Source organism: Streptomyces sp. NPDC047917 (assembly GCF_043204345.1).
Classification (GTDB): Bacteria; Actinomycetota; Actinomycetes; order Streptomycetales; family Streptomycetaceae; genus Streptomyces; species Streptomyces sanglieri.
Genome location: NZ_JBIDCA010000008.1, coordinates 28,205 through 54,634 on the forward strand (window position 1 = coordinate 28,205; position 26,430 = coordinate 54,634).

Sequence of the window (26,430 nt, forward strand, 5' to 3'; positions counted from 1 at the left end):
ACCCCTCCTGCTGTTAGCCTGCTCTTGCATATAGGTTGCAATAACAACAGGACAGCAGCTGGAGGGTTCGACCACATGGCCACGTACACGCTTCCGGAACTCCCGTACGACTACGCGGCGCTCGAACCGGTCATCAATCCGCAGATCATCGAGCTCCACCACGACAAGCACCACGCCGCCTATGTGAAGGGTGCGAACGACACCCTGGAGCAGCTGGCGGAGGCCCGCGACAAGGAGGCCTGGGGGGCGATCAACGGGCTTCAGAAAAGCCTCGCGTTCCACCTCTCCGGCCACATCCTGCACTCCATCTACTGGCACAACATGACCGGTGACGGCGGCGGCGAGCCGCTCGCCGCGGACGGTGTCGGCGACCTGGCGGACGCGATCGCCGAGTCGTTCGGCTCGTTCGCCGGCTTCAAGGCCCAGCTGACGAAGGCCGCGGCCACCACGCAGGGCTCCGGCTGGGGCGTCCTGGCGTACGAGCCGGTCAGCGGCAAGCTGATCGTCGAGCAGGTCTACGACCACCAGGGCAACGTCGGCCAGGGCTCCGTCCCGGTCCTGGTCTTCGACGCCTGGGAGCACGCCTTCTACCTCCAGTACAAGAACCAGAAGGTCGACTTCATCGAGGCCATGTGGGCCGTCGTCAACTGGCAGGACGTGGCGAAGCGTTACGCGGCCGCCAAGGAGCGCGCCGACGTCCTGCTGCTCGCCCCCTGACCGGAGGACGCCCGGACGTCCTGCCTCGTGATCGTCTTCTCAACCTTCACCGGGCAGGCGGATGAAGGGAGAACCCCCGCCTGGACGTGCAGGCGGGGGTTCTTCTGTGTGTTCGAGGGGTCAGGCTGCCGCGGCGCGCCCCAGCAGCGTGCTCAGCACCTGCTCGGCATGCGTCCAGAGCACCGCCCCACCGGCCTCCGGCAGCAGGTGCCGGACCGCGCCCGGGATGCGCTCGGTCAGTCCGGCCCCCTGGTCGGGCGAGTGGCCGGTGTCCTTCTCCCCGTACCAGAGGTCGACGGGTACGGCGATGTCCGTCAGTGCGATGCCCCAGCGCCCCATGGCCAGGACGGTGTCCCGGGCGTAGCCGGCCGCTCCCTGCGCGAAGGCCTCGTCGAGCGCGCGCCGGTAGGCGGCCGCGAACGCCGGCTGCTGATAGACGGCGAGATCGCACTCCGGGCTGCCGGACATGACCATGTCCCACATCGCCTGTGAGCTGAACCCGGCGAAGACCTGCTCGGCGGCGGCCGGGTCGAGGACGGCGAGGTCGACCAGGCGCCGGAGTTCGCCCGGCAGGGCGTCGGCGAACCGCGGCTCGGCGATCTCGTCCCCGCCGGAGACCACCGCGAGCGCCCGGACCGCTCCGGCCGCGGCGCACGCCAGCGCGAACGGCGCCCCTTGGGAGTTGCCGACCATCAGGGGCCGCCCCAGGCCGCGCAGACCGGCGAACGCGCGGACGTCGTCGACGAAGTCGTCGAAGGTGCGGCCGGGCAGGGGCGAGGAGGCGCCCAGGCCGGGGCGGTCGACGGAGATCAGCCGCACGCCGAGCGCGTCCAGCACCTCGGCGCCGAACCCGAGGTGCCTGCTGGTGGCCGCCCCCGGCGAGAACAGCACCGGCACCCCGTCCGCGGGCCCCCACTCGGCCCAGCCCAGCGACCGCCCTCCCGGGAGCTGCTCCGTACCGCTACGAACCGGGTTGATCACGTACAAATCCATGCATCCGATCATGGCCGGGTCCATCGTCCGCGTCCAAGGGTTTTCCCGCCGACCGCAGACCAGGCCAGGCAAGCCAAGCGGGCCGGGCCGGCCGGGTCCTTTCCCCGGACACTCCCCGCCTCTCTGACCGCTCGTCATGATCGCCACAAGCATGTCAGTTGGCTGCGGCCCGGTGGCCGGTGCGTTCATCGGTGCGGCTCAGGGGGTGACGGCGGCCGGCCAGGGGACGTCGGTCTCGACCGGCGCGGCGTAGTCGATGCCGGGCACGGCGAATCCGTACAGCCGCTGCACTTCGGCGTGGAACCAGCCGAGGTCGGCGAGCTCGGTGATGTTCCCGGTGGTGGCGGTGTTCCACCGCTCGGTGACGGCCGCCTGGACGTCAGGGGCGAGTTCCCAGGTGTCCAGGCGCACCCGTCCTTCGTCGTCGAGGTCGAGCGGACGGGCGCCGGTGAGCTGGTCCCACAGGTCGGTGAGCTGGCCGATCGGCGGGACCATGGCACGGCCGAGAACACCGTGGAGCAGCCCGACGTACAGGGCGATGCCGGGGATCGCGGTCGAGGACTGGGTGACGGCGGCCGCGTTGACCGAGGTGACCGCGCGCCCGCCGACCAGCTTGCCGAGCCGCTCGTCCAGGGTGCGGGCGGTCTGTTCGAGGTGGGACTTGGCGGCACCGATGGTGCCCTGCCGGTAGATCGCCGCCGTCAGCGCGGAGCCGATGTACGAGAGGGCCGCGGTGGTGAATCCCTCGGCGAGCAGTCCGCGGTCGGCGAGATGGTCGATCCACCGCTCCCAGTCGGTACCGCCCATGACGGCGACGGTCTGCTCGATGTCGTCGCCGTCGGCCGGCTGCGTCCCGACCTCCCGCACCTCACCGGTGCCGCCGTCGTCGAAGACGAGGGTCTTGGTGCGGTACGCCTCGCCGATGGGCTTGAGGACGGAGGCGTACGTGGTTCCGGTGACGGGGTCGGTACGGCGCGGGGCGGCCACCGAGTAGATCAGGTAGTCCAGACGGCCGTCGAACCGCTCCTCCAGCACCTGGGCGACCTGGTTCTTCATCTCGTCGCAGAACGCGTCCCCGTTGAGGAACACCATGTCGTGACCGTGCCGACGGGCGAGCTCGGCGGTCGCGGCCGTGCGGTACCAGCCGGCCGTACCCGTACGCCGCCCGGGGGCCTTCTCGAAGCAGACCCCGATGCCGCGGATCCCGGCACGGGCGAGACCCGCGATCGTCGCGGCCAGCCCGTACCCGGCGGAGGAGCCGATGACCAGCGCCACGGGTGCCCGGTCGGGCGCCCGGGGCGGGGCGGGGACTGCCCGCCACATCTCCTCCACCAGCCGCTCACAGCCCGCCGGATGGGAATCGAGGAAGAGGAATCCGCGGTTCTTGGGGGCGATGACGTGTTCGCTCATGGATTCGGGTCCTTACGGATCGGCACGGACGAGGAAGCGGCGGCCGCGAGGGCATGCACCGCGCCCTGCAAGTCTGCGACGGTGCGTGGACGGGTGATCACCTCGCCGACGACAGTATTGCCCGGCAACTGTTGGAGGCTTCCCCCTGGGGCCTTCCCCGGAGGCCCCAGGGAAGGCCCCGGGGGCGTTCCTCCGGACTCGACCGCGCGGGACACCGGCTCAGTCCGGATTGCCGAGAACGTCCCTGGCTGCCGAGCGGAAGCTCTGCACGGCCTGGTAGAGGACGTGTTCCCGCTCGGCGGCACCGGCGGTGTCCGCTGCCTTGCGAGAGGCGTCCCCCGCGTGAGCGTTCCTCACCATCCGCCGCATCACGTCGGAGAGGTCACCGGATGCCCGGGCCACCCGGTCGGCTTCCTGCACCATGGGAAGCGGCCCTTCGATGATGACGACTTCGGCCACACGGTGCACCTCACGTGCCAGGGTGACGAAGTGCTGCACCTTCTCGTCGACCTCCCGCAGGTCAGGACTGTCCGGCCGGAGTACGTCGAAGACGGCGTCCATGGCCAGGTCGCGATCGTGCAGAGCGCCGAGGTAGTCCGCGTAGGCGTCCCTGCGGTGCTGCCTGCGCCACTGGGCGTACTGCGAGCGTGCCACGGCACGCCCGTTCACGAGCGCCGCGCCGAGGGTGGCGAGCGAGCCGACGGCGGCACCGAGCAGCGCGGCGATTCCAGCATCCATGAGCGCATTCTGCCCCCGCTTCACCGCAGTCGGGAAAGGGCGGCAAGAGGAGCGGGACGAGGGGTCCCGTGTCCGGGCGGACCTGTGCGGTCGTCAGCCGGTGACCAGCGCCATCATCAGCCCGTCGTACCCCTTGCTCCCGACGGTCTGCAGCGCGGTCGCGCTCAACGTCGGCTCGGCGGCTACGAGTTCGGTGAACCGGCGCACACCCTGCACCTTCGGGTCGGCGCTGGTGCCGTCGACCACCTCTCCGTCGCGCACGACGTTGTCGGCGACGATCAGGCTCCCGGGCCGGGTCAGCTTCAGGGACCAGGCGAGGTAGTCGGGGTTGCTCGGCTTGTCGGCGTCGATGAACACCACATCGAACGGCCCGTACCCCTCCTCCGCGATCTCCGGCAGCGTGTCGAGCGCCCGGCCGACCCGGATCTCGACGACGTCCGCGAGCCCCGCCCGCTCGATGTTGGCCCGCGCCACCTCCGCGTACGCCGGATCGGCCTCCAGCGTGACGACCCTGCCGCCCTCCGGCAGCGCGCGGGCCAGCCAGATGGTGCTGTAGCCGCCCAGGGTGCCGATCTCCAGCACGGTGCGCGCACCCTGGAGCCGGGCCAGCAGGTTCAGCAGCTTGCCCTGGTTGGCCGCGACCTGGATCGCCGGAAGACCCGCCCCGTCACTGGCCTCCACGGCCGCGTCCAGGGCTTCGTCCGGGCCCACCAGCAGTCCGTTGAAGTAGTCGTCGACCTCGGCCCACCGCGCGTCCGTCATGGCTTCCCTCTCTCCGGCCCAATGAGTTCCCAAAAGGAACCTACATCATGCGAGGTGGATGCGATGATGAGCGCCATGGACACGAGCCCGGCCCCCGCCGACCCCACTGTTCTGCACCCGATGCCCGGCCAGCCCCGGGTCGTACTGCTGAAGCCTCTGGTGAAGTCCGAGCTGATCGAGGTCGGAGACTTCTCGTACTACGACGACCCGGACGACGCGACCGCGTTCGAGACGCGCAACGTGCTGTACCACTACGGCCCGGAGAAGCTCGTCATCGGGAAGTTCTGCGCACTGGGGACCGGGACGCGGTTCATCATGAACGGCGCCAACCACCGGATGGACGGCCCGTCCACCTTCCCGTTCCCCTCCATGGGCGGCTCCTGGGCCGAGCACTTCGACCTGCTCACCGGGCTGCCGGGCCGGGGCGACACGGTCGTGGGAAACGACGTCTGGTTCGGCTACGACGCCATGGTGATGCCCGGCGTACGCATCGGACACGGTGCGATCATCGGCGCCGGCTCGGTCGTCACCTCGGACGTACCCGACTACGGCATCGTCGGCGGCAACCCGGCCCGGCTGATCCGTACCCGCTACGACGAGGAGACCGTCGCCCGGCTCCTCGCCGTCGCCTGGTGGGACTGGCCCACCGATCACCTCACCCGACACATCCGCACCATCATGTCCGGCAGCGTCGACGCCCTCGAAGCGGCTGCCCCGGAGGGGACACCATGACGATCACCGTCCGCGAACTGGCCTACTACCCGGTCAAGGGCTGCGCCGGGACCACGGTCGACTCCGCGCAGGTCCTCGGCACGGGGCTGGCACACGACCGTACGTTCATGGTGGTGGACGCGGCCGACGGCTCCTTCCGCAGCCAGCGCACACACCCCGCGATGGCCGCGATCAGGGTCGGGGTCCTGGACGGCGGGGCGGCGCTGGCCCTGACCGCCGAGGGCGTCGAGCCGTTGCGCCTGGACGTGGACCGCGACGGCGCGCGCCGTGACGTCAGCATGTTCGACCGCCCCCTCGGCATGGCCGCCGACCAGGGGGACAAGGTCGCGGAGTGGTTCTCCGACGCGCTCGGCGTGAAGTCCCGTCTGGTGCGGGTGCTTCCCGGCTTCGACCGGGACGGCTGGGGCGACACCCCCGGCAAGGTCAACTTCGCGGACGCGCACGCGGTGCTGGTCACCTCGACGGCCTCCCTGGACGGCCTCAACGCCCGCATCACCGCCCGGGGCGACGCGAAGACCGTCCCGATGAACCGCTTCCGCCCCAACATCGTCCTGACCGGCGACGACGAGCCCCACTTCGAGGACCGGGTGCGCCGGATGCTCCTCGGCACGGTGGAACTGGCCCACTCGACCCGGGCGACGCGCTGCGCCGTCCCCATGGTCGACCAGGCCACCGGCCACCGCGCCGGTCCGGAACCGATCCGCACCCTGTCGACGTACCGCCGCGAACCGGAGTTCAACAACAAGGTCAGCTTCGGCGCGAAGAACGCGGTGGTCTGCGAGGGCGTGGTGAGCGTCGGGGACGTGGTCGAGGTCGCGGAGTGGCTCGGCGCGTAGGTACACCGGACGTCACGCACTCGGGACCGGAACACCGCCCCTGTTCCCTTGTGGGTTACAGCGGATTCGGTCTCCTGGTGGCGAGGCGGGTGAGCCACATCCCCGGCAGGCAGAGGGGCGAAGGGAGTCAAACGGCGATTTTTGGTTTGTCTCTGTAGCCAATCGGCATATCAGGCCGTTTGGGTGATCTCTCCGAGCAGCAAAATTCCCCTCGCAAGGTTCGAGGTAAGGGGACAGGAAAATGGCTGACTGGAAGAACGTCTCCGGTGGTCTCACTTCGATCTCGGTCGGGTCCAGGACTCACGTCTGGGGCGTGAACTCCCTGGGCCAGATCTACCGCTACACCGGCCACGACTCCAACCCGTGGGTAGGCATCCCCGGCAAGGCCGTCGACATCGGCGTAGCGGCCGACGGCACCGTATGGCACGTCAACTCAGCAGGCGGCATCTACCGCTACACCGGAGACCAGGGCTCCACCGACTGGGTCTCCGTCCCGGGCGGCCTGACCCGCATCTCCGTCGGCTCCAGGACCCACGTCTGGGGCGTGAACTCCCTCGGCCAGATCTACCGCTACACCGGCCACGACTCCAACCCATGGGTAGGCATCCCCGGTAACGCCGTCGACATCGGCGCGGCGGCCGACGGCACCGTATGGCACGTCAACTCAGCAGGCGGCATCTACCGCTACACCGGAGACCAGCCGAGCTGATCCCGGCCATCGAGGGGAGTGGGGCCACGCACACCGCGTGGGCCCACTCTTCCTGGCGGCGGACGCTGTCGGGGAAACGTGTATGCGTACGGGATCCCCGCCGTGCAGGATGGCCTCGGAAAGCGAGGTCCCGTGGATGAGTTGAGGCGATTTGGTCAGGCAGTGGTCGCATGGGCGGCCGGCGGGGCGGGGGCGGACGCGGCAGCCGTGGAAGCGCGGGAACTGGCCGGTGGTGTGCGTACGGTCGTGCTCGTCGAGGGGGGCAGCGACCAGGTCGCGATCGAGGCACTGGCCACGCGCCACTGCCGCGACCTCGGCGCGGAGGGCGTCGCGGTCGTACCGCTCGGCGGCGCGACGAGCATCGGGCGCTTCCTGAACGTGTGCGGCCCGCCGGGGCTCGGCCTCCCGCTGGCGGGACTCTGCGACATCGGCGAGGAGCGGCACTTCCGGCGCCACCTGGAGCGGGTCGGGCTCGGCTCCGGCCTCACCCGTGCCGGACTGGAGGCCCTCGGTTTCCAGGTGTGCGTCGCCGATCTGGAGGACGAGCTGATCCGCGCCCTCGGTGCCGACGAGGTACGGCAGGTGATCGAGGCCCAGGGCGAGATCCGTCCGTTCCTCACGTTCCAGGGCCAGCCGGCACAACGGGAACGCCCCGTGGAACACCAACTGCGGCGGTTCATGGGCACACACAGCGGCCGCAAGGCGCTCTACGCGCAGGCGCTGATCGGCCACCTGGACCTCAAGCACGTGCCCCGGCCCCTGGAACGCCTCCTCGCGGACGTCTAGCGCATCCGTCCCCGGGTGGCGTCGGCCCCCGAAGGCCCGCACCTTGCGGGCGGGGCCGCCGTGTTCAACGAGTCCGGCTCCCCGTGCGGGTCCTGCCCGTGGCCGGGGTCGCCGCGGTCCTGTGGCTGCCACGGTCGCTTCCGGCGTGTCGGGCCGCAGCCCGGCCGGTCGGGCATCGGCCACCGGATCCGGGGTCTTCCGTTTGGATCGGGCCGGATCGAGCCGGATCGGGTCGTGCCGGATCGGGGAGCGGGGTCCGGTGTCGTGCGTCGCAAGGCGGAGGAGGGAACCAGCGGGGTCTCCCCTGTTCGAGCGGAGCCGGGAGCCCGGGGGAAGGCGCGTCGGCGACCGACGACAACGCGGCGGGGCGGGGCGCGGCACCGGGGCACACGAGCCCGGCCGACCCGAACGGGAGGCCCCAAGGGCTGTCCCGCAATTCCTGGTGGAACAGCGTGCGGCGTCGGATGCGGTGCATCGCAAGGCGGAGGGACGTCCACATACTGGATGTATGTGGATGTTCCGACAACGCGGCGAGGTGCCGTAGCTGTCGTCGCACGCCCGCCAGGAATTGCGGGACAGCCCTTAGCATGACGGCCATGGCGTTCACGGCATTCATGGCAGAGGCGCAGGTCGGAGCGGCGGGACGGACGCTGCGCGGCATTCTCGACGTTGCCCGGGGTGCGGACGGTACGGGCCAGGAGGAAGAGGGCGCCGCTCTGCGGGCGGTGGAGCGGGGGCGGCCCGCGCGTACGGTGGCGGCGAAGGTCGCCGCGGCCGGCGGGGCCGATGGGCAAGCGGCCGCGCTGCTGCGGGAGTTGGCCGGGCGCCACCTCGGCTCCGACGTGGGCCGGTGGCGCGGCCTGTACGACGCGCTTCCCGGGTACCGGGGCGGCCTGCCCGCGCTGCTCGCCGAGCAGCCGACGCCCCTGGAGCCCGGCGACACGCTCCGTGCGCCCGCACCCCGCAGCGTCCACACCACACTCGGTCTGCTCCTGGAGCACGCCGAGCCGTGCGATGCCGCCGCGGCCCTGGCCGCGCTGCCCGAGCGGGCGACGACGGACCTGCTCGCCGGTGGGGCACCGCCCGCGCCCGCCCTCGTCGCCGCCGTGCTCGACCACGGCGACCGCCGTTCCCGCGCCGCGCTGGCCCGCCATCCCCGGCTCGACACCCGGGTGCTCGCCCGGCTGGCCGCGATCGGTGACGCCCGGGTCTCGGCCGCCGTCTACCGCAACCCGCGCACCACCGCGTCCCTGCGCCGTACCATCGCGCACCGGACCGCCACCGTCCCTCTCGACGGCGCGCTGCTCGACGAGCTGACGGCACCGCACGGCGATGTGCCGCACTCCTGGCTGGCGCCGCTGCTCGGTTCCGGCGACCCGAGGCTCGTGGTCCTCGCGCTGCCGGTCGGGTTCCGTCAGGTCGCGCAGCAGTACGCGCTGGTGCGGATCTGGGAGCGCGGCGGCCCGGACGCCGTACGCGCCCTGCTCGCCGACCCTGCCGCGACCGCCTGGCTGAGCCGGGCCGTCGTGACCGCGGTGACCGGGGCCCTGTCCGGCACGGACGACGACAGGGACGGCGACAGGGGACGCGACAGGGGAGGCGCCGCCCTGCGCCGGCTGCGGGCGCAGGGCGAGCCGTACGAGGACCCGGCCCGGCTGCCCGCGCTGCTGGCCACCGCGCGGGGCACCAGCACCCTGCGCGATCTGCTGGCCGAGCCGTACGCACACGATCTCGACGCCCTGGCCGCGACCCACGCCGCGGCCCCGTTCATGCCCAGGGCCTGCGAGGAGCTGGCCCGCCACGAGGCGGCGGACGACACGCAGCGCCTGGCGTTCCGGCTGAGCGTCCTCAACGAGCCGTGGCGGGCCGGCGGACGCCGCGCGGGCAACAGCACACCACCCGCGCGACGCCTGGCCGAGGAGGCGCTCGACGACAGCGCGACCCGCTGGGCGGAGGGCATGGCGGGTGCGGGCCTCCTCGACCCCGTCGAGCTGGTACGCACCGCGCGGCCCGCCGTCCACGCCATGGCCGCGCTCGCCCGGCTCGCCGAACGGAACCTGCTCGGCGGGGCGACCGCCACCGAACTGCACGCACTGGCCGGGGCCCACCTGGGCGAACGACCGGACGCCTGGGCGGCGCTCGACACCCTGCTGCCCGAACACCCCGGCACGGTAGCGGAGTTGATCGCCGGGGCGGGAGCGGCCCCCGCCGAGGAGGCCGCCGTCCCTGCCCCACCGGCCGCGGTGCCGCCGCCCCGGGCACCCCTGAACCGAGTGGACCGGGTCCACGCCCTGGCCGCCCTCGACCTGCTGTACTCCCTCGGCCCCGCCGCCGCGCCACGGCCCGCCGCTCCGGAACTCCTGCGCGCGCTGACCGTGTACGACTGGAGCGACGCGCCCGGCCTCACCACCCCGGGCTGGTTCGCCGACGCCTGCGCCGCCGAGGGCATCCCCGCGTCCGAGGACGGCTTCGCGTACGCCGCGCCCAGCCTCGCCGAGCTGCGCGCCGAGCTCCCGGCGACGCACGGATCGGGCGCGCAGCTCACCGAACACGCCTACCGACAGGGCGTGTTGCCCGCAGACGAACTGATCGCCCTGCTGCCCGCGCACCGGCTGCTCGCGCTGCCGCACGACTGGCGGCGGCTGGCCTTCGCGGAGGCCTGGCGGTCCGCGCTCGCCCGACGGCTGCGCGCCGAGCTCGGCACCGACCCCGACGCGTGGCTCCGTCTGGCCGCGACGGTGACGGAGTCCGAAGCCGCCGCGGAGGGGCTGACCTGGGCGGAGCTGCTGCGGCGCGCGCAGTCGCGGCCGGGTGGAGCCGTCCCGGCGAGGGGCGGCGGGCCGCTCGTACCGAAGCCCGGACCGGGCACACCCGACGAGGCGATCAAGCTCCTGGAGCGCGGCAACCACCTGTGGACATGGCCGGAGGGCACCCTGCTCTGTCTGGCGGACGCCGAGGTCGTCGATGCCGTGCTGCCCCGGCTCGGCCCCGACGGGCCCTGGCTCCTGGCCGCGTATCTGCTGCGGTACGACCGCACGCCGCGCCGGGCCTTCGACCGGCTGCTCGCCGGACGCGACCGCGACGCGCTGCGCGTCCTCGCCGAGCAGGCCCGCTGGATGGGGCGGAGCGGATCGGTGGAACGCCTCGTCGACCTCGACGACCCCGACGTGGACCTCGCTCTGCTGCGGCAGGGGAGCCCCCGGCGCACCGTCCACCGGATCGTGACCCGCTCACGGCCGGTCGCGGGGAGCACGTCGCTGGGCGGCCGGGTGCTGGCCGACTGGCGCGCCCGCGGCTCCGCCCGCCCTGCCGGGGGCCTGATGTGGCTCTGTTCCGCCGAACCCGACCTCGTCGAGGAGCTGCTCGCCAAGGAAGGCACGAAGCTCGACGTCGCCCATCAACTCCTCGGCTGTCTGCGGCTGCTGGAGCACGGTGGCGCCGACCGGCTGGCCCGTGTCGCGGGCTCGGACCTGCTGGGGCGGGCCGTCGCCACCGTGTGCGCGAAGGCGCTGGCCGCCGCGGGCCCCGCCGGCGTGCTCCGCGCCCGGCTCGACCGCGAACTGGCACCGGGCAAGCTCGTCGCGAAGCTGCGGCGCGCCCGGCACGCCGCGTTCGCGCGCGACGTCGTCGAGTCGCTGCCGCCGGGCGAGGCCGTGGACTGGGCGGCCCTCGAAGCCGCCCACGCCGAGGACCCGTTCGCGTACTGGTCCGACGTGGTCCGCCTGGACGAGGTGCCGGAGGAGGTCCGGCTGCGGCACGCGGCGCTGCTGCCCGAGCCGGGACCCGACGGCCTGTCCGGGAGCGTGCGGCTGACCCGGGAGCGGGCCCGGTACGGGCTCGGCGGCCCGTTCCACTGCGCACCGGCCACCCAGCTGGACGGCCTGCTCGCGGCGGGCCTGCTGAGCGGCGCGGACCTGTTGTGGTCGGCGGCCCCGGCCGCCCGGATCCTCGCCTACCTGAGCGGAACCGCCCGCCGCACGGACGCCCCGCCCGAGGCCGCCGCCGCCCGGGCCGGCCTCGCGGAGCTCGTACGCTCCCGGCTCGGCACGGACGGGGCGGCCTGGGCCCGCGTCGCCGAGCGCCTGACCGGGCACGCGCCCGAGTGGGAGCCGATGTCACCGGTGGCCGCGCTGCTGGACACGGCCGGGACCGGACGACCCGCCCGCGGAGCCGTCGGGTTCGAGGAGTGACACCCGACGGGGCTGCGGTCCCATACGTTCGCCGGGTGCGGAGTGGCCCCGCGTCCCCTCACCCTCCCCCCTGGGCCCCCACCAGTACGTCCCCCGCCTCCGTCCGGAAGTAGAGGACGGAGCGGCCTGCTCGGCGGCGACCCGCCAGGCCCGCGTCCAGGAGGATCTTGAGGTGACGGCCGACCGAGCCGAGGGCCTGGTCGGTCAGGGCGGCCAGTTGGGTGGTGCTCTTCGGGCTGGAGAGGAGGACCAGGACCGATGCCCGCCCCGGGCCGAGGAGGCGGGACAGGCTGTCCGGGACCCGGGCCCGTCCGCGTCGGCGAGGGTGCCCGAACAGGGGTAGACGAGTGCGTAGCGCTCGGCCGCGTCGTCCCAGGAGGCCCAGCCGGAGCGCTGGGTGACCGGGACGAACAGCAGCCGTACGCCCGAGAGTTGCTTCGGGGGATAGTCGTGCGCGTTGATCCGGAGCCGGCTCCCGCCCAGCCATCGCATTCCGGGGCACAGGCCGCCCAGGGCGGCCGCCCAGCCGCCCTGGCTCAGCTGTCCGGTCCGCGCGACGATGTCCGCCTCGATGATCCGGCGGCGGCGCGGCCAGTCCGGCAGGACGGTGCGCAGCCAGACCCAGTGCAGGACGTCGGCGGCCCGCCGGGCCAGGTCGTCGCGGTCCAGGAGCGGCGGGAGGGGGCCGCCGCCGAGCGCCACCGTCAGGTCCGCCCGGGCGCGCTCGGGGGTGGTCGCCCGGACGGGGGCCGGGATGCTCACCATGCAGGGCGTCGCGGCGGCGCTGGCCGGCACCGTCGCCCAGTGGACGTCCCCCGCGACGGCGATGACCGTGATGGCGGCGGCCTCGATCACGGTCACCCTGGCCCTGACCGCGGCCGGTCGCCGGGCCGCGGGCTCCACGGAGGCGGCGGATAGCCTTGCGGTCCATGGGACTTCGGAAGCGGTGGACGTCGCGGGTGCTGCTGATCGACGGGCATGAACGACTGCTGCTGTTGTGCGGCAGGGACCCGAGGCGGGAAGGCGCCCGGTGGTGGTTCACCGTCGGCGGCGGGGTCGAGGACGGCGAGGACTGCGTGCGGACCGCGTTGCGCGAGGTACGGGAGGAGACCGCACTGAGCCTGCCGGCCGACCGGCTGGGGCCGGTGGTGTGGACGCGGCGGACGTTGTTCGGCGTGGACGGCCAGGGCTTCGACCAGTACGAGGAGTACCGCGTGGTCCACGTGACCGCCGCCGAGGTGGCGGCGATGCGGGTGGAGACCGACGAGGCCCGCTACGGCCATCGGTGGTGGACGGTGGACGAGCTGGCGACCACCCGGGAGACGGTCTGGCCGAAGGGGATGGGCGATCTCCTGCCGCCCCTGCTCGGGAGGCAGGAACCCGGTCCGCGAGCCCCGCTGCATCTGGGCGATTTCGACATCGTCGAGGACAAAGACGTGGACAAGGACGAGCACGGTGCGGTGCCGGACGGCCGCCCGGCACCGCACCGCCCCGTACGGGTCAGTCGAAGATCGGGCCCTGGGTCCGGGTCCGCTTGATCTCGTAGAAGCCGGGGATCGACGCGACCAGCAGCGTGCCGTCCCACAGCTTCGCCGCTTCCTCGCCCTTCGGGGCGGGGGTGACGACCGGACCGAAGAAGGCGATCTGCTCGCCGTCCGCGCCCGGGACGGCGATGACCGGGGTGCCGACGTCCTGGCCGACCTTGTCGATGCCCTCCTTGTGGGAGGCGCGCAGCTCGGTGTCGTACGCGTCGGAGTCCGCGAAGTCCGCCAGCTCGACCGGCAGGCCGACGTCCTGGAGCGCGGCCACGACCGCCTCGCGCGTGGCGCCCTCGCCCCGGTTGTGGAAACGGGTGCCGAGCGCGGTGTAGAGCGGGCCGACGACCTCGTCGCCGTGCTTCTGCTGGGCGGCGACGACGACGCGGACCGGGCCCCAGCCCTTCTCCAGCAGCTCCCGGTACTCCTCGGGCAGCTCGTCGAGCCTGTCCTCGTTGAGGACGGACAGGCTCATCACGTGCCAGCGGACCTCGACATCGCGGACCTTCTCCACCTCCAGCATCCAGCGGGAGGTCATCCACGCCCAGGGGCAGAGCGGGTCGAACCAGAAGTCGACAGGGGTCTTCCCGGTCGTCGCCGTGCTGTTGTCGGGCATCGTCTCTCCTCGTAAGGGCGATCGCGTCTGTGCGCAGAACGTTCTTGGAGGCACCCGCCATTCCCGTACGCCGGGCCGAGTGGCGGCATGGGAGGATCAAAGTATTCGAACGTGACACAAAGGAGTGTGCCCGTGCCCGGTGAGAACCTGTCCCGCGACGAGGCCCGCGAGCGGGCCGAGCTGCTCAGCGTCGACGGCTACGAGATCGATCTCGATCTGCGGTCCGCCGTCGGCGGGCCCGACGGGGACGGGGACACCGCCTCCGGCCCGCGGACCTTCCGCTCGGTGACCACGATCCGCTTCCGCAACGCGCGGGCGGGGGCGTCGACCTTCGCGGATCTGGTGGCGCCTGCCGTGAACGCGGTGACGCTGAACGGACGGCCGCTCGACCCCGCCACCGTCTTCGACGGCACCCGGGTGGCGCTGGACGAGCTGCCGGAGGGCGAGAACGTCCTGGTGGTCGACGCGCAGTGCGCGTACAGCCGGACCGGCGAGGGCATGCACCGGTTCGTGGACCCGGAGGACGGCGAGGTCTACCTCTACACGCAGTACGAGCCGGCCGACTCGCGTCGCGTCTTCGCGAACTTCGAGCAGCCCGACCTGAAGGCCCCCTTCCGCTTCCAGGTGACGGCGCCCGAGGGCTGGACGGTCCGGAGCAACGGGGCCGAGGAGTCCCGGGACGGCGAGGTCCGGCGGTTCGCCGAGACGAAGCCGATCTCCACGTACATCACGGCGGTCGTCGCCGGTCCGTACCACTACGTGACGGACTCCTACAGCCGCACCTTCGAGGACGGCACGACGCTGGAGATCCCGCTCGGCGCGATGTGCCGCAAGGGCCTCGCCCGGCACTTCGACGCGGACGACATCTTCCTGATCACCAAGCAGGGCCTGGACTTCTTCCACGACAACTTCGACTACCCGTACCCGTTCGGGAAGTACGACCAGGCGTTCGTGCCCGAGTACAACCTCGGCGCGATGGAGAACCCGGGCTGTGTCACGTTCCGCGAGGAGTACATCTTCCGCGGCAAGGTGACGCGGGCGGCGTACGAGAGCCGGGCCAACGTCATCCTGCACGAGATGGCGCACATGTGGTTCGGGGACCTCGTCACCATGCAGTGGTGGGACGACCTGTGGCTGAAGGAGTCGTTCGCCGACTTCATGGGCGCCTTCGCCATGGTCGAGTCGACCCGTTTCAAGGACGGCTGGGTCACCTTCGCCAACAACCGCAAGTCCTGGGCGTACCGCGCCGACCAGCTGCCGTCCACCCACCCGATCACGGCCGACATCCGTGACCTGGAGGACGCCAAGCTGAACTTCGACGGCATCACGTACGCCAAGGGCGCCTCGGTGCTGAAGCAGCTGGTGGCGTACGTGGGGCGGGAGGCGTTCCTGGAGGGCGCGCGGCGCTACTTCAAGAAGCACGCCTACGGCAACACACAGCTGGGCGATCTGCTGTCGGTGCTGACCGAGACCTCGGGGCGGGACATGGCCGCCTGGTCGCGGTCGTGGCTGCAGACCGCGGGCGTCAACTCGCTGACCCCGGTGGTGACGTACGACGCGGCGGACCGGATCACGGAGCTGGCGGTCCTCCAGGAGGCGGCCGAGTCGCACCCGGAGCTTCGGCCGCACCGGGTCGCGGTCGGCCTGTACCGGCGCGCCGCCGACGGCGACCTGGTGCGCTACGCCCGCGCCGAGGTCGACGTGGCCGGGCCGCGCACGGTGGTCACGGAGCTGGCGGGGGCCGAGCGGCCCGAGCTGATCCTGGTCAACGACGACGACCTCACGTACTGCAAGGTCCGTTTCGACGAGGCGTCGCTGGCCACGCTGCGGGCGCACCTCGGCGACATGACCGACCCCCTGGCACGGGCGCTGTGCTGGTCCGCGCTGTGGAACATGACCCGGGACGGCCTGATGCCGGCCCGCGACTTCGCCTCCCTGGTGCTGGCCTTCGCCGGCCGGGAGTCCGACATCGGCGTGCTCCAGATGCTGCACGCCTGGACCCGGACCGCGCTCACCCAGTACGCGGCGCCCGGGTGGCGCGAGGAGGGCGGCCGAGCGCTGGCCGAGGGCGCGCTGCGGGAGCTGCGGGTCGCCGAGCCGGGCAGCGAGCACCAGTTGGCGTGGGCGCGGTTCTTCGCGTCGGTCGCCGATGCGGAGGCGGACTTCCGGCTGCTGTCGGGGCTGCTGGACGGCTCGGCCCGGATCGACGGGCTCGACGTCGACCAGGAGCTGCGGTGGGCGTTCCTGTCCCCGCTGGCCTCGCACGGAGTGGCCGACGAGTCGGTCATCGACGCCGAACTGGCCCGCGACGACACGGCGTCCGGCAAGCGGCACCAGGTGCGGTGCCTGGCCTCGCGGCCCTCCGCCGCGGTCAAGGCGCAGGCGTGGGCGGGCGTCGTGGAGTCGGACGCGCTGTCCAACGCGCTCGTCGAGGCGACGATCGCGGGCTTCGCCCAGTCCTCGCAGCGGGAGCTGCTGGCGCCGTACACGGGCAAGTACTTCGACGCGATCGAGCGGGTCTGGGCCGAGCGGTCGATCCAGATCGGGGTGATCGTGGTCAAGGGCCTGTTCCCGGCCCTTCAGGACGACCCGGCGACGCTGGCCGCCACGGACGAATGGCTGTCCGCCCACGCGGACGCGGCGCCGGCGCTGCGCAGGCTGGTGCTCGAAGCCCGGGACGACCTGGCGCGGGCGCTGCGGGCGCAGGCGTGCGACACGGGCGCGGCGGAGGCCGGGGCGGCGGCCGGGCTCTGAGGACGCGGAGTGGGCAGGGGCGGTGCGGGGTCGGCTTGTCCGGCCCGGCACCGCACCGGCCCGTATCGCCCCGGCCCGGCACCGTCCTGGCCCGTCGCCCCTGCCCAGCACTGTCCCTGCCCGTATCGCCCCGGCCCGCGCCGCACTGGTCCCGCAGCGCGCCGCACCGGCCCGCGCCCCGGCCCGCGCTCCGGCCCGCGCGGTCGTAAGGGGGGCGGGCCGGGCCTTTTCGGTCGTCGAACGCGCGCACTTTAGGACGGCGTTGTCCTGAATTGTCGACGAGCGTGTAACAGGGGTTAGCGCCGCCACGTCGTGCGGGATACCCCGGAACATGACCAAGAACACCCCGCCCTCCGCGGCCTCCCCCTGCCACCCCCGCAGCACCGCCGATCTCAGCCAACGCGTGCTGTCCGCAGCGCAGTTGAAGACGCGGGGGGTGTCCGTCGCGGAGGCCGCCGCGCGCTGCGGGGACGGCGGGCCGTGGCAGCAGCCGCTGCCCGGTGTGTACGTACTGCACCCAAAGCCGCCCACCGGCGAGGAACGGCTGCGCGCCGCCCTGCTCTACGCCGGCCGGCCACCGGCCTCCGGCCGGCGGAGCGTACCGGCGCAGCCGGGCCGGGAGGCGGACCCGGGGTCGGGGTACGGCGCGGCCATGATCACCGGGCTCGCCGCGCTCGCCCTGCACGGGTTCACCGCCGCCCCGCCGCCCGCACCGGCGGACGCCGTCGACGTGCTGGTGCCGCGCACCCGGCGGCTGCGCCCGGTCGGGTACGTACGCCTGGTGCGCGCCGCCGGAACGCCCCGCGCCGAGCAGTTGCGCGGCCTGCCCGTGGCTCCCGTGGAGCGGGCACTAGCGGATGCGATCGCCGGACTCGGGGACCCACTGGCCGTACGCGGGCTGCTCATCGAGGCGGTGCGCGGCGGGCACTGCGAACCGGCCGTGGTGGTACGGGAGTTGAGCCGCGCCAAGCTGCTGGGGCGACCCCAGGTGGTGGCGGCCGTCGACTCCTTCCTCGCCGAGGGCCGGGCGCTGGCCGAGGGCCGGCTCTACGACCTGGTGCGGACGTACGAGCTGCCTGAGCCGTTGTGGAACGTGGAGCTGCGGCTGCCCGGCGGCCCCCTGCTCGGCGGGGTGGACGCCTACTGGCCCGAGCAGGCGGTCGCCGTGGAGCTGGACACCAGGGCGCCGCGGCGCGGCGGGCCCGGGAACGGCCGGTACCGGGAGGAGCACGAGGCCCGGTGGTCCGCGTACGCCGCCCGGCGGGAGCACCTGGAGCGGCTGGGCATCACCGTCGTCCACCTCACGCCGGGAAAGCTCCGCGACGCGGGCGAGCAGCAGGCGGTCGTGGTGCGTACGGCGCTGATGGCGGCCGCCGACCGCGAACCGGCCGCGCAGGTGACGGTCCTGCCGCGTTGAGCGACGCCCTGTGGTGATCCCGCCCGTCCGGACGGGGCCTCCGAGCGGAGCCACCAGGCCGGAAACCACCGGGACGGACCGCGGAGACGAAGTCACGGAGAGGGAGTTGCGCATGCGGAACTGCGAAAGCAGGACCGCGGAGAACGGCGGAGCGGGTCACAGGCGCCACTTATCCACCACTTCGTCCCTGATGGCGCATCGGTAACGGTGGCGGGATTCTGCCATGTCCTCATCTCGCCCCCTTCAACTCTCCACAAACCCCTGTCATTTACGAAAGGGTGAGCGGTCATCCGGTACCGAATTCCGGACTCTCTCTTTCATATCCAGGGATGCTGATGACCTCCGAATCCCCCAGTTCCATACCCGGGGCGAGACGCGCGGCCCGAGTCGCGGCTGCCGCCGGTCTGGTGGCCGCGCTGGCCGCCACCGGTGTCGCCCCCGTCTTCGCCGCCGACGCCCCCGACACCGCGCCCGTCAAGTCGGCCGCCGCCGGGGACGCCACGGCGAACAAGCTCGGCACCAACGACGAGCAACTTCTGGCCAAGGCCAAGGCCAAGGGCGAGAAGAACGTCACGATGATGGTCGCCACCGCTCCCGGTGCGACCGAGCAGGTCGCCAAGCAGCTGGACGCCGTCAAGGGCTCCGTGCTGGGACGCGCGTACGACAAGCTCGGCTACGTACGGGCCACCGTGCCCACCGCGACCGCCGAGGCGACCATCAAGGCGGCCGCCAAGCTGCCGTCCGTCCACGGCATCGATCTCAAGCAGGAGATCAAGCTGGACGACCCGACGCCGACCGCGGACCGGGCGACCGGCGCCAAGGTCAGCACCAGGTCGACCGGCTCCTACCCGGCGCCCGGCAAGAAGACCCCGGCGAAGAACCCGTACAACCCGTCGTTCGAGACGGGCGCGGTCGACTTCGTCCAGCAGCATCCGAAGGCCGACGGCCGCGGGGTGACCATCGGTGTTCTCGACTCGGGTGTCGACCTCGGTCACCCGGCGCTGCAGAAGACCACCACCGGTGCCCGCAAGATCGTCGACTGGGTGACCGCGACCGACCCGGTCAGCGACGGCGACGGCACCTGGCTGCGGATGACGGACGCCGTGTCCGGCCCGACGTTCACGTACAAGGGCAGCACGTACAAGGCGCCCGAGGGCGACTACCGGATCAAGCTGTTCGCCGAGTCCGCCACCAAGGGCGGCGACATGGCGGGCGACCTGAACCGCGACGGTGACACCACCGACGTGTGGGCGGTGCTCTACGACCCGGTCACCGGCACCACCCGTGTCGACCTGAACAACAACGCGGACTTCTCCGACGACGCCGTGCTCAAGCCGTACAAGGAGAAGCACCAGGTCTCCTACTTCGGCAAGGACGACCCGCGGACCGATGTCGTCGAGCGCATCCCGTTCGTCGTCGAGACCCGCAAGGACGTCGTCTACAACGCGGCCGGCGACACCTCCGACTTCGTCAACATCGGTGTCATCGAGAGCGAGCACGGCACCCACGTCGCGGGCATCACCGCCGCGAACGGCCTGTTCGGCGGCAAGATGAACGGTGCCGCGCCGGGCGCGAAGATCGTCTCCTCGCGTGCCTGCACCTGGGACGGCGGCTGCACCAACATCGCGCTCACCGAGGGCATGATCGACCTCGTCGTGAACCGCGGTGTCGATGTCGTCAACATGTCGATCGGCGGCCTGCCGCCGCTCAACGACGGCAACAACGCCCGCGCCGAGCTCTACAAGCGGCTCGTCGACATCTACGGCGTCCAGCTGGTCATCTCGGCCGGCAACGACGGTCCGGGCGTCAACACCATCGGTGACCCCGGCCTCGCCGACCACGTGATCTCCGTCGGCGCGTCGATCTCCAAGGAGACCTGGGCCGCCAACTACGGCTCCAACGTCACCAAGAAGTACGACATGCTGCCCTTCTCCTCGCGCGGTCCGCGTGAGGACGGCGGCTTCGCGCCGATCCTGACCGCTCCGGGCGCGTCCATCAACACCACCCAGACCTGGCTGCCCGGCGGCCCGGTCAAGGAGTCGGGCTACTCGCTCCCGGCCGGCTACTCCATGCTGCAGGGCACCTCGATGGCCTCGCCGCAGGCCGCGGGCGCCACCGCGCTGCTGCTGTCCGCCGCGAAGCAGAAGCACATCGAGCTGCCCCCGGCCGACCTGCGCTCCGCGCTGACCAGCACCGCCACCCACATCAAGGGTGTGCCCGCGCACGCCCAGGGTTCCGGTCTGATCGACATCGTCGGCGCCTGGAAGCAGATCGAGAAGCAGGGCACCCCGGCGCACGAGTACTCGGTGAAGGCCCCGGTCGACACCGCGATCGACTTCGCGCTGAAGACCCCCGGCTTCGGAACCGGCCTGTACGACCGTGAGGGCGGCCTGAAGGCCGGCCAGAAGAAGTCGTACGACGTCACGATCACCCGCACCACGGGTCCGGACAAGGCCGTCAAGCACAAGCTGTCGTGGAAGAACAACGACGGCACCTTCAAGCTGACCGGCCCGAGCACCGTCTCGCTGCCGCTGGGCAAGCCGGTCACCGTCAAGGTCCAGGCGAAGCCGGGCAGCGCGGGCGTGCACAGCGCGATCCTGAAGGTGGACGACAGCAGGACCGCCGGTGTGGACCAGCAGATCCTCACCACGGTGGTCGTCTCCACGAAGCTGGTGAAGCCCGGCTACGCGTTCAAGGCGTCCGGCTCGGTGCAGCGCAACGGCACCACGTCGTACTTCGTGACCGTGCCGGAGGGCGCCAAGACCCTTGAGGTCGCGATGAGCGCGCTGCGCTCGGGCAGCCAGACCCGCTTCATCTCCCTCCACCCGTACGGGGTGCAGATGGAGGACAGCGGAACGCCGTTCTGCTACCCGAACTACGAGAACCCGGCCAACACCTGCCGTCCGGACGTGCGCTCGTACAAGGACCCGCAGCCGGGCGTCTGGGAGATCGAGGTCGAGGCACGGCGCACGTCGCCGCTGCTGGACAACCCGTACAAGCTGGATGTCTCGCTGCTCGGCGCCACCTTCGACCCGGCGGTGCAGACCATCGCCGAGGCGAAGATCGGCACCCCCGCCTCGGTGAACTGGAAGGTCACCAACAACGCCGGCCCGCTGGAGGGCAGGCTCAAGGGCGGCTCGCTGGGCTCGGCCAAGGTCGACAAGCCGTCGATCAAGACGGGTGACACCCAGGAGTACACCGTCACCATCGGTGAGGGCGTCGAGAAGCTGGACGTCAACATCGGCGGCACGGCGGACGCCAACGCGGACCTGGACCTGTACGTCTACCGGGGTGACACCGAGGTCGGCAAGTCCACCACGGCGGGCTCCGAGGAGGCCGTCAGCCTGGCGAAGCCGGCCGCCGGCACGTACACCGTCGTGATCGACGGCTACGACGTCCCGGCCGGCACCACCACGTACGACTACCGCGACGTGTACTACACACCGTCGCTCGGCACGATCAAGGTCGACGAGTCGAAGGCCGTGAACCTGGCCAACGGCGCCTCGGCGCAGATCGGTGCCGAGGTCTCGGTCGCCTCCGCGGCCCCCGAGGGCCGGCAGTTCTTCGGCGAGGTCCACCTGGTGAACGGCAAGGGATCCCCGGCCGGTACCGGCAGCGTCGTGATCGAGAGGGTCACGAAGTAACGGTCACCATGTGATCCGTACGACAGGCACGACGGTGGGGCGGGCGCTCGGCAGAGCTCCCGCCCCACTGCCGTGTGCCCGGCCGGGCGGGCACTGTCCGTACCCCGGACAATGGATTGGACAAGAAAGCCGTGGACATACGCATCATGGAGCGGCAACCGTCTCAGTTCGAACGTTCGAAGGAGTCCCCGTGAAGGTCGGAATCGTCGGCGCCACCGGTCAGGTCGGCACAGTCATGCGCAGCATCCTGGCCGAGCGGAAGTTCCCGGCCGACGAACTGCGGCTGTTCGCCTCCGCGCGGTCCGCGGGCTCGACGATCGAGTGGGAAGGCCGGGAGATCACCGTCGAGGACGCCTCGACGGCCGACTACACCGGGCTGGACATCGTGCTGTTCTCGGCCGGTGGCGCCACGTCGAAGGCGCTCGCCGAGAAGGTCGCCTCGCAGGGTGCCGTCGTGATCGACAACTCCTCCGCCTGGCGCAAGGACCCCGAGGTCCCCCTCGTCGTATCCGAGGTCAACCCGCACGCGATCGCCGACCGGCCCAAGGGCATCATCGCCAATCCGAACTGCACCACGATGGCCGCCATGCCCGTGCTGCGCCCGCTGCACGACGAGGCCGGGCTCGACGCACTGGTCGTCGCCAGCTACCAGGCGGTGTCCGGCTCCGGGCTGGCCGGTGTCGCCGAGCTGCACGGCCAGGCGGCCAAGGTCGTCGCCGAGGCCGACCGGCTCACCCACGACGGCGGGGCCGTCGAGTTCCCCGAGCCGGGCGTCTACAAGCGTCCGATCGCCTTCAACGTGCTGCCGCTGGCCGGGGCGATCGTGGACGACGGCTCCTTCGAGACCGACGAGGAGCAGAAGCTCCGCAACGAGTCCCGCAAGATCCTGGAGATCCCGGAGCTGAAGGTGTCCGGCACCTGCGTCCGGGTGCCGGTCTTCACCGGCCACTCGCTCCAGATCAACGCCCGTTTCGCCCGTCCGATCGGCGTCGAGCGCGCCTACGAGCTGCTGAAGGACGCGCCGGGCGTCGAGGTCTCCGAGATCCCCACCCCGCTCCAGGCGGCCGGCAAGGACGTCTCGTTCGTCGGCCGGATCCGGGCCGACGAGACCGTGGAGAACGGCCTCGCGCTCTTCGTCTCCGGCGACAACCTGCGCAAGGGCGCGGCGCTGAACGCGGTGCAGATCGCGGAGCTGGTCGCGGCGGAGCTGAACGGCTGACGCCGGACGGACACGGGAAAGGGCGGCCACCGGGTGCGGTGGCCGCCCTTTCGCATGTCCTCGGTGTGCGTCAGAGGGCGAGGTGGCGTCGCAGGGCGGCGTCGATCTCGGCCAGACGCTGGCGGGGGACGGTGCCGACCCGCTTCAGGACGCGGTCCGGGGTGACTGCCCGGACCTGCTCGCACTGGACCTTCGAATCCTTCGGCAGACGACATTCGTCGGCTCGGAGAAGGACCTGGAACGTGAGAACACGGGTGGTGTTCGACGTCAGGGGCACGACGGTGACGACGCCTCTGCCATTGAGCTCGACCGACTGGTTGGCGGCGTTGTTGGACACGATCACGGCCGGCCTGACCTTGTTGGCCTCGCTGCCTCTGGCCGGCTCCAGATCGACCAGGTGGATGTCTCCCCTACGCATCGGCGATTCCGTCCCCGACCGTGCGGTCCCAGAGCTCGGCGTCCTCGCTCGCGTCCCACTCCTCGAACGCCTCCGTGTACTCCGCCTCCAGGCCGGCGGCACGCAACAGCTCGATCGCGGCGTGAATCACCGCGGACCGGGAATCGGCCTCGGTCTTCACGGCGTACTCGTCGACGAAGGCGACATCCTCCTGCGGAAGACTCACACTGATCTTCATACCCTCGATGCTACCGCAGTAGCCAACCCGTAGCCACCCCACTCCGGTGCACGACGTGGAAGGATGACCGGAAACGTCACATACCAAGGAGATGACCGCGTGCCTGGCACGAATCTGACCCGCGAAGAGGCACAGGAGCGGGCGCGCCTGCTGACCGTGGACGCGTACGAGATCGATCTCGACCTCTCCGGAGCGCAGGAGGGCGGCACCTACCGGTCCGTGACCACCGTGCGCTTCGACTCCGCCGAAGCCGGTGCGGAGACCTTCATCGACCTGGTCGCCCCGGCCGTGCACGAGGTCGAGCTGAACGGCAGGTCGCTGGACGTCGCGGCCGTGTTCCGCGACTCGCGCATCGCGCTGCCGCACCTGGTCGCGGGCTCCAACGAGCTGAGGGTCGTCGCCGACTGCGCGTACACCAACACGGGCGAGGGCCTGCACCGCTTCGTCGACCCGGTCGACCAGCAGGCGTACCTCTACACCCAGTTCGAGGTGCCGGACGCCCGCCGGGTCTTCGCGAGCTTCGAGCAGCCGGACCTGAAGGCGACGTTCCGGTTCACCGTGACGGCTCCCGAGGGCTGGACGGTCATCTCGAACTCTCCGACGCCCGAGCCGAAGAACAACGTCTGGTCCTTCGAGCCGACGCCGCGCATCTCGTCGTACATCACGGCCCTGATCGTCGGCCCGTACCACTCGGTGCACAGCAGCTACGAGAAGGACGGCCGGTCCGTCCCGCTCGGCATCTACTGCCGTCCGTCGCTGGCCGAGTTCCTCGACGCGGACGCGATCTTCGACGTCACCCGGCAGGGCTTCGACTGGTTCCAGGAGAAGTTCGACTACGACTACCCGTTCGCCAAGTACGACCAGCTCTTCGTCCCGGAGTTCAACGCCGGCGCGATGGAGAACGCGGGCGCGGTCACCATCCGCGACCAGTACGTGTTCCGTTCGAAGGTCACGGACGCCGCGTACGAGACGCGGGCCGAGACCATCCTCCACGAGCTGGCCCACATGTGGTTCGGCGACCTGGTCACCATGGAGTGGTGGAACGACCTCTGGCTGAACGAGTCGTTCGCCACGTACACCTCGATCGCCTGCCAGGCGTACGCCGAGGGGTCGAAGTGGCCGCACTCCTGGACCACGTTCGCCAACTCCATGAAGACGTGGGCGTACCGCCAGGACCAGCTGCCCTCCACACACCCGATCATGGCGGACATCCGTGACCTGGACGACGTGCTGGTCAACTTCGACGGGATCACCTACGCCAAGGGCGCCTCGGTCCTGAAGCAGCTGGTGGCGTACGTCGGCATGGACGAGTTCTTCAAGGGCGTCCAGGCGTACTTCAAGGCGCACGCGTTCGGCAACACCCGGCTGTCCGACCTGCTGGGCGCGCTGGAGGAGACCTCCGGCCGCGACCTGAAGGCCTGGTCGAAGGCATGGCTGGAGACGGCGGGCATCAACATCCTGCGCCCGGAGATCACCACGGACGAGAACGGCCACGTCACGTCGTTCACCGTGCTCCAGGAGGCCCCGGCCCTCCCGGCCGGCGCGAAGGGCGAGCCAACGCTGCGGCCGCACCGCATCGCCATCGGCTGCTACGAACTCGACGGCTCCGGCAAGCTGGTCCGTACGGACCGGATCGAGCTGGACGTCGACGGGGCGCGCACGACCGTGCCGTTCCCGGCCGGCACCGCCCGTCCCGCGGTGATCCTGCTCAACGACGACGACCTCTCGTACGCGAAGGTCCGGCTCGACGAGGAGTCGCTGCGGGTCGTCACCGAGCACCTCGGCGACTTCACCGAGTCCCTCCCCCGCGCCCTGTGCTGGGCCTCCGCCTGGGACATGACCCGCGACGGCGAGCTGGCCACCCGCGACTACCTGGCCCTGGTGCTCTCCGGCATCGGCAAGGAGTCGGACATCGGCGTCGTCCAGTCGCTGCACCGCCAGGTCAAGCTGGCGCTGGACCTGTACGCGGCGCCGGAGTGGCGGGAGGCCGGGCTGACCCGGTGGACCGAGGCCACGCTCGCGCACCTGCGCGCGGCGGAGCCGGGCAGCGACCACCAGCTGGCCTGGGCCCGCGCCTTCGCGGCGACGGCCCGCACCCCGCAGCAGACGGACCTGCTCCAGTCGCTGCTCGACGGCCGGGAGACCATCGAGGGTCTGGCCGTCGACACCGAGCTGCGCTGGGCGTTCGTCGAGCGGCTCGCCGCGGCCGGTCTCCTCGAAGAGGACGAGATCGCCGGCGAGTACGAGCGTGACAAGACGGCGGCGGGCGAGCGCCACGCGGCGACCGCCCGCGCGGCACGCCCCACCGAGGAGGCGAAGGCGGAGGCGTGGGCCTCGGTCGTCGAGTCCGACAAGCTGCCGAACTCCCTCCAGGAGGCGGTCATCATCGGCTTCGTCCAGACCGACCAGCGCGAACTGCTGGCCCCTTACGCGGAGAAGTTCTTCGCCACGGTCAAGGACGTCTGGGACTCGCGCAGCCACGAGATGGCCCAGCAGGTCGCGATCGGCCTCTACCCGGCCCTCCAGGTCTCGCAGGCCACCCTGGACGCCACGGACGCCTGGTTCGCCACGGCGGAGCCGGGCGCGGCCCTGCGCCGCCTGGTGTCGGAGTCCCGCGCGGGCGTGGAACGCGCGCTGAAGGCCCGCACGGCCGACGCGGCGGCGGCGACGGCGTAACGCGCCGGACGGTGAAGCAGTGAGGGGCGCCTCCCGTGACGGGGGCGCCCCTTCTTCGTGC

General features: G+C 71.7%; 19 protein-coding genes and 1 pseudogene. 12 read left to right on the plus strand and 8 right to left on the minus strand.

What is annotated here, in order from left to right; translation table 11 throughout:
• Positions 1-75: 75 nt before the first annotated feature.
• On the plus strand, positions 76-717 hold the full coding sequence (locus ACGF8B_RS20215; protein WP_362445666.1) for a superoxide dismutase: 642 nt from the start codon (positions 76-78) through the stop codon (positions 715-717).
• Between the two features lie 120 nt (positions 718-837).
• On the opposite strand, the gene ACGF8B_RS20220 is transcribed toward ACGF8B_RS20215, so the two are convergent.
• The 4 genes from ACGF8B_RS20220 to ACGF8B_RS20235 all read right to left on the minus strand — a co-directional run bounded on the left by ACGF8B_RS20220 (position 838) and on the right by ACGF8B_RS20235 (position 4,620).
• Positions 838-1,710, minus strand: coding sequence for an alpha/beta fold hydrolase (locus ACGF8B_RS20220; protein ID WP_392740224.1), 873 nt, complete (start codon positions 1,708-1,710; stop codon positions 838-840).
• A gap of 198 nt (positions 1,711-1,908) precedes the next feature.
• Positions 1,909-3,120, minus strand: coding sequence for an enoyl-[acyl-carrier-protein] reductase FabV (gene fabV / locus ACGF8B_RS20225; RefSeq protein ID WP_392740226.1), 1,212 nt, complete (start codon positions 3,118-3,120; stop codon positions 1,909-1,911).
• A gap of 219 nt (positions 3,121-3,339) precedes the next feature.
• On the minus strand, positions 3,340-3,858 hold the full coding sequence (locus tag ACGF8B_RS20230) for a proline dehydrogenase (protein ID WP_392740228.1): 519 nt from the start codon (positions 3,856-3,858) through the stop codon (positions 3,340-3,342).
• A gap of 93 nt (positions 3,859-3,951) precedes the next feature.
• Positions 3,952-4,620: an O-methyltransferase gene (locus ACGF8B_RS20235; protein ID WP_392740231.1), complete on the minus strand. Its 669-nt coding sequence runs from the start codon at positions 4,618-4,620 to the stop codon at positions 3,952-3,954.
• Positions 4,621-4,695: 75 nt separating this feature from the next.
• On the opposite strand from ACGF8B_RS20235, the gene ACGF8B_RS20240 reads away from it, so the two are divergent.
• The 5 genes from ACGF8B_RS20240 (at position 4,696) to ACGF8B_RS20260 (ending at position 11,873) form a co-directional block, all read left to right on the plus strand.
• Entirely contained in the window at positions 4,696-5,352 is a 657-nt protein-coding gene (locus ACGF8B_RS20240) for a CatB-related O-acetyltransferase (protein WP_392740233.1), read from the plus strand.
• The gene (locus ACGF8B_RS20245) at positions 5,349-6,188 is read left to right on the plus strand and encodes an MOSC domain-containing protein (RefSeq protein WP_392740236.1); all 840 of its coding nucleotides are present in this window, start codon (positions 5,349-5,351) and stop codon (positions 6,186-6,188) included. Before ACGF8B_RS20240 ends, ACGF8B_RS20245 begins: the two co-directional genes overlap by 4 nt.
• A gap of 241 nt (positions 6,189-6,429) precedes the next feature.
• Complete coding sequence (locus ACGF8B_RS20250; protein ID WP_392740238.1) at positions 6,430-6,897, plus strand: tectonin domain-containing protein; 468 nt, start codon at positions 6,430-6,432, stop codon at positions 6,895-6,897.
• 132 nt (positions 6,898-7,029) lie between these two features.
• A complete protein-coding gene (locus ACGF8B_RS20255) occupies positions 7,030-7,683 on the plus strand; it encodes a TOPRIM nucleotidyl transferase/hydrolase domain-containing protein (RefSeq protein WP_392740241.1) in 654 nt (217 codons plus the stop codon).
• A gap of 596 nt (positions 7,684-8,279) precedes the next feature.
• Positions 8,280-11,873: a hypothetical protein gene (locus tag ACGF8B_RS20260; protein WP_392740244.1), complete on the plus strand. Its 3,594-nt coding sequence runs from the start codon at positions 8,280-8,282 to the stop codon at positions 11,871-11,873.
• A 58-nt stretch (positions 11,874-11,931) separates the two neighbouring features.
• On the opposite strand, the pseudogene ACGF8B_RS20265 reads toward ACGF8B_RS20260, so the two are convergent.
• A pseudogene (locus ACGF8B_RS20265) lies at positions 11,932-12,623 on the minus strand (ArsR/SmtB family transcription factor); the annotation flags it as partial.
• Positions 12,624-12,802: 179 nt separating this feature from the next.
• Between ACGF8B_RS20265 and ACGF8B_RS20270 the strand changes: the two are divergent.
• Positions 12,803-13,411 carry an NUDIX hydrolase gene (locus ACGF8B_RS20270; protein WP_392740247.1) on the plus strand — a complete coding sequence of 203 codons (609 nt, stop codon included), beginning with the start codon at positions 12,803-12,805 and terminating at the stop codon, positions 13,409-13,411.
• On the opposite strand, the gene ACGF8B_RS20275 is transcribed toward ACGF8B_RS20270, so the two are convergent.
• Positions 13,374-14,024, minus strand: a complete 651-nt coding sequence (locus ACGF8B_RS20275) for a DsbA family protein (protein WP_392740249.1) — start codon at positions 14,022-14,024, stop codon at positions 13,374-13,376. The two genes, ACGF8B_RS20270 and ACGF8B_RS20275, sit on opposite strands and share 38 nt — an antisense overlap.
• A 132-nt stretch (positions 14,025-14,156) precedes the next feature.
• Between ACGF8B_RS20275 and pepN (ACGF8B_RS20280) the strand changes: the two genes are divergently transcribed.
• From pepN (ACGF8B_RS20280) to ACGF8B_RS20295, 4 genes are all read left to right on the plus strand, one after another.
• Positions 14,157-16,778, plus strand: coding sequence for an aminopeptidase N (gene pepN, locus ACGF8B_RS20280; RefSeq protein WP_392740251.1), 2,622 nt, complete (start codon positions 14,157-14,159; stop codon positions 16,776-16,778).
• A gap of 331 nt (positions 16,779-17,109) precedes the next feature.
• Positions 17,110-18,195, plus strand: a complete 1,086-nt coding sequence (locus tag ACGF8B_RS20285) for a hypothetical protein (RefSeq protein ID WP_392740253.1) — start codon at positions 17,110-17,112, stop codon at positions 18,193-18,195.
• A gap of 329 nt (positions 18,196-18,524) precedes the next feature.
• Positions 18,525-21,839 (plus strand): S8 family serine peptidase, encoded by a 3,315-nt coding sequence (locus tag ACGF8B_RS20290; RefSeq protein WP_392740256.1) that lies wholly within the window; start codon positions 18,525-18,527, stop codon positions 21,837-21,839.
• A gap of 190 nt (positions 21,840-22,029) precedes the next feature.
• Positions 22,030-23,058 (plus strand): aspartate-semialdehyde dehydrogenase, encoded by a 1,029-nt coding sequence (locus ACGF8B_RS20295; RefSeq protein WP_392740258.1) that lies wholly within the window; start codon positions 22,030-22,032, stop codon positions 23,056-23,058.
• A gap of 70 nt (positions 23,059-23,128) precedes the next feature.
• Here ACGF8B_RS20295 and ACGF8B_RS20300 read toward each other — a convergent pair whose 3' ends face one another.
• Positions 23,129-23,476: a type II toxin-antitoxin system PemK/MazF family toxin gene (locus tag ACGF8B_RS20300; protein WP_392740260.1), complete on the minus strand. Its 348-nt coding sequence runs from the start codon at positions 23,474-23,476 to the stop codon at positions 23,129-23,131.
• Positions 23,469-23,693 carry a ribbon-helix-helix domain-containing protein gene (locus tag ACGF8B_RS20305; protein ID WP_392740262.1) on the minus strand — a complete coding sequence of 75 codons (225 nt, stop codon included), beginning with the start codon at positions 23,691-23,693 and terminating at the stop codon, positions 23,469-23,471. The genes ACGF8B_RS20300 and ACGF8B_RS20305 overlap by 8 nt, the downstream gene beginning before the upstream one ends.
• Positions 23,694-23,792: 99 nt before the next feature.
• Here ACGF8B_RS20305 and pepN (ACGF8B_RS20310) point away from each other — a divergent pair, with 99 nt between their 5' ends.
• A complete protein-coding gene (gene pepN / locus ACGF8B_RS20310; RefSeq protein WP_392740265.1) occupies positions 23,793-26,369 on the plus strand; it encodes an aminopeptidase N in 2,577 nt (858 codons plus the stop codon).
• Positions 26,370-26,430 lie beyond the last annotated feature (61 nt).

Excerpts from the sequence above, each read along its gene's own strand:
- ACGF8B_RS20215 (WP_362445666.1), top strand. The coding sequence starts at position 76 with ATGGCCACGTACACGCTTCCGGAACTCCCGTACGACTACGCGGCGCTC.
- ACGF8B_RS20220 (WP_392740224.1), bottom strand. The coding sequence starts at position 1,710 with ATGGATTTGTACGTGATCAACCCGGTTCGTAGCGGTACGGAGCAGCTC.
- fabV (WP_392740226.1), bottom strand. The coding sequence starts at position 3,120 with ATGAGCGAACACGTCATCGCCCCCAAGAACCGCGGATTCCTCTTCCTC.
- ACGF8B_RS20230 (WP_392740228.1), bottom strand. The coding sequence starts at position 3,858 with ATGGATGCTGGAATCGCCGCGCTGCTCGGTGCCGCCGTCGGCTCGCTC.
- ACGF8B_RS20235 (WP_392740231.1), bottom strand. The coding sequence starts at position 4,620 with ATGACGGACGCGCGGTGGGCCGAGGTCGACGACTACTTCAACGGACTG.
- ACGF8B_RS20240 (WP_392740233.1), top strand. The coding sequence starts at position 4,696 with ATGGACACGAGCCCGGCCCCCGCCGACCCCACTGTTCTGCACCCGATG.
- ACGF8B_RS20245 (WP_392740236.1), top strand. The coding sequence starts at position 5,349 with ATGACGATCACCGTCCGCGAACTGGCCTACTACCCGGTCAAGGGCTGC.
- ACGF8B_RS20250 (WP_392740238.1), top strand. The coding sequence starts at position 6,430 with ATGGCTGACTGGAAGAACGTCTCCGGTGGTCTCACTTCGATCTCGGTC.
- ACGF8B_RS20260 (WP_392740244.1), top strand. The coding sequence starts at position 8,280 with ATGGCGTTCACGGCATTCATGGCAGAGGCGCAGGTCGGAGCGGCGGGA.
- ACGF8B_RS20270 (WP_392740247.1), top strand. The coding sequence starts at position 12,803 with ATGGGACTTCGGAAGCGGTGGACGTCGCGGGTGCTGCTGATCGACGGG.
- ACGF8B_RS20275 (WP_392740249.1), bottom strand. The coding sequence starts at position 14,024 with ATGCCCGACAACAGCACGGCGACGACCGGGAAGACCCCTGTCGACTTC.
- ACGF8B_RS20285 (WP_392740253.1), top strand. The coding sequence starts at position 17,110 with ATGACCAAGAACACCCCGCCCTCCGCGGCCTCCCCCTGCCACCCCCGC.
- ACGF8B_RS20290 (WP_392740256.1), top strand. The coding sequence starts at position 18,525 with ATGCTGATGACCTCCGAATCCCCCAGTTCCATACCCGGGGCGAGACGC.
- ACGF8B_RS20300 (WP_392740260.1), bottom strand. The coding sequence starts at position 23,476 with ATGCGTAGGGGAGACATCCACCTGGTCGATCTGGAGCCGGCCAGAGGC.
- ACGF8B_RS20305 (WP_392740262.1), bottom strand. The coding sequence starts at position 23,693 with ATGAAGATCAGTGTGAGTCTTCCGCAGGAGGATGTCGCCTTCGTCGAC.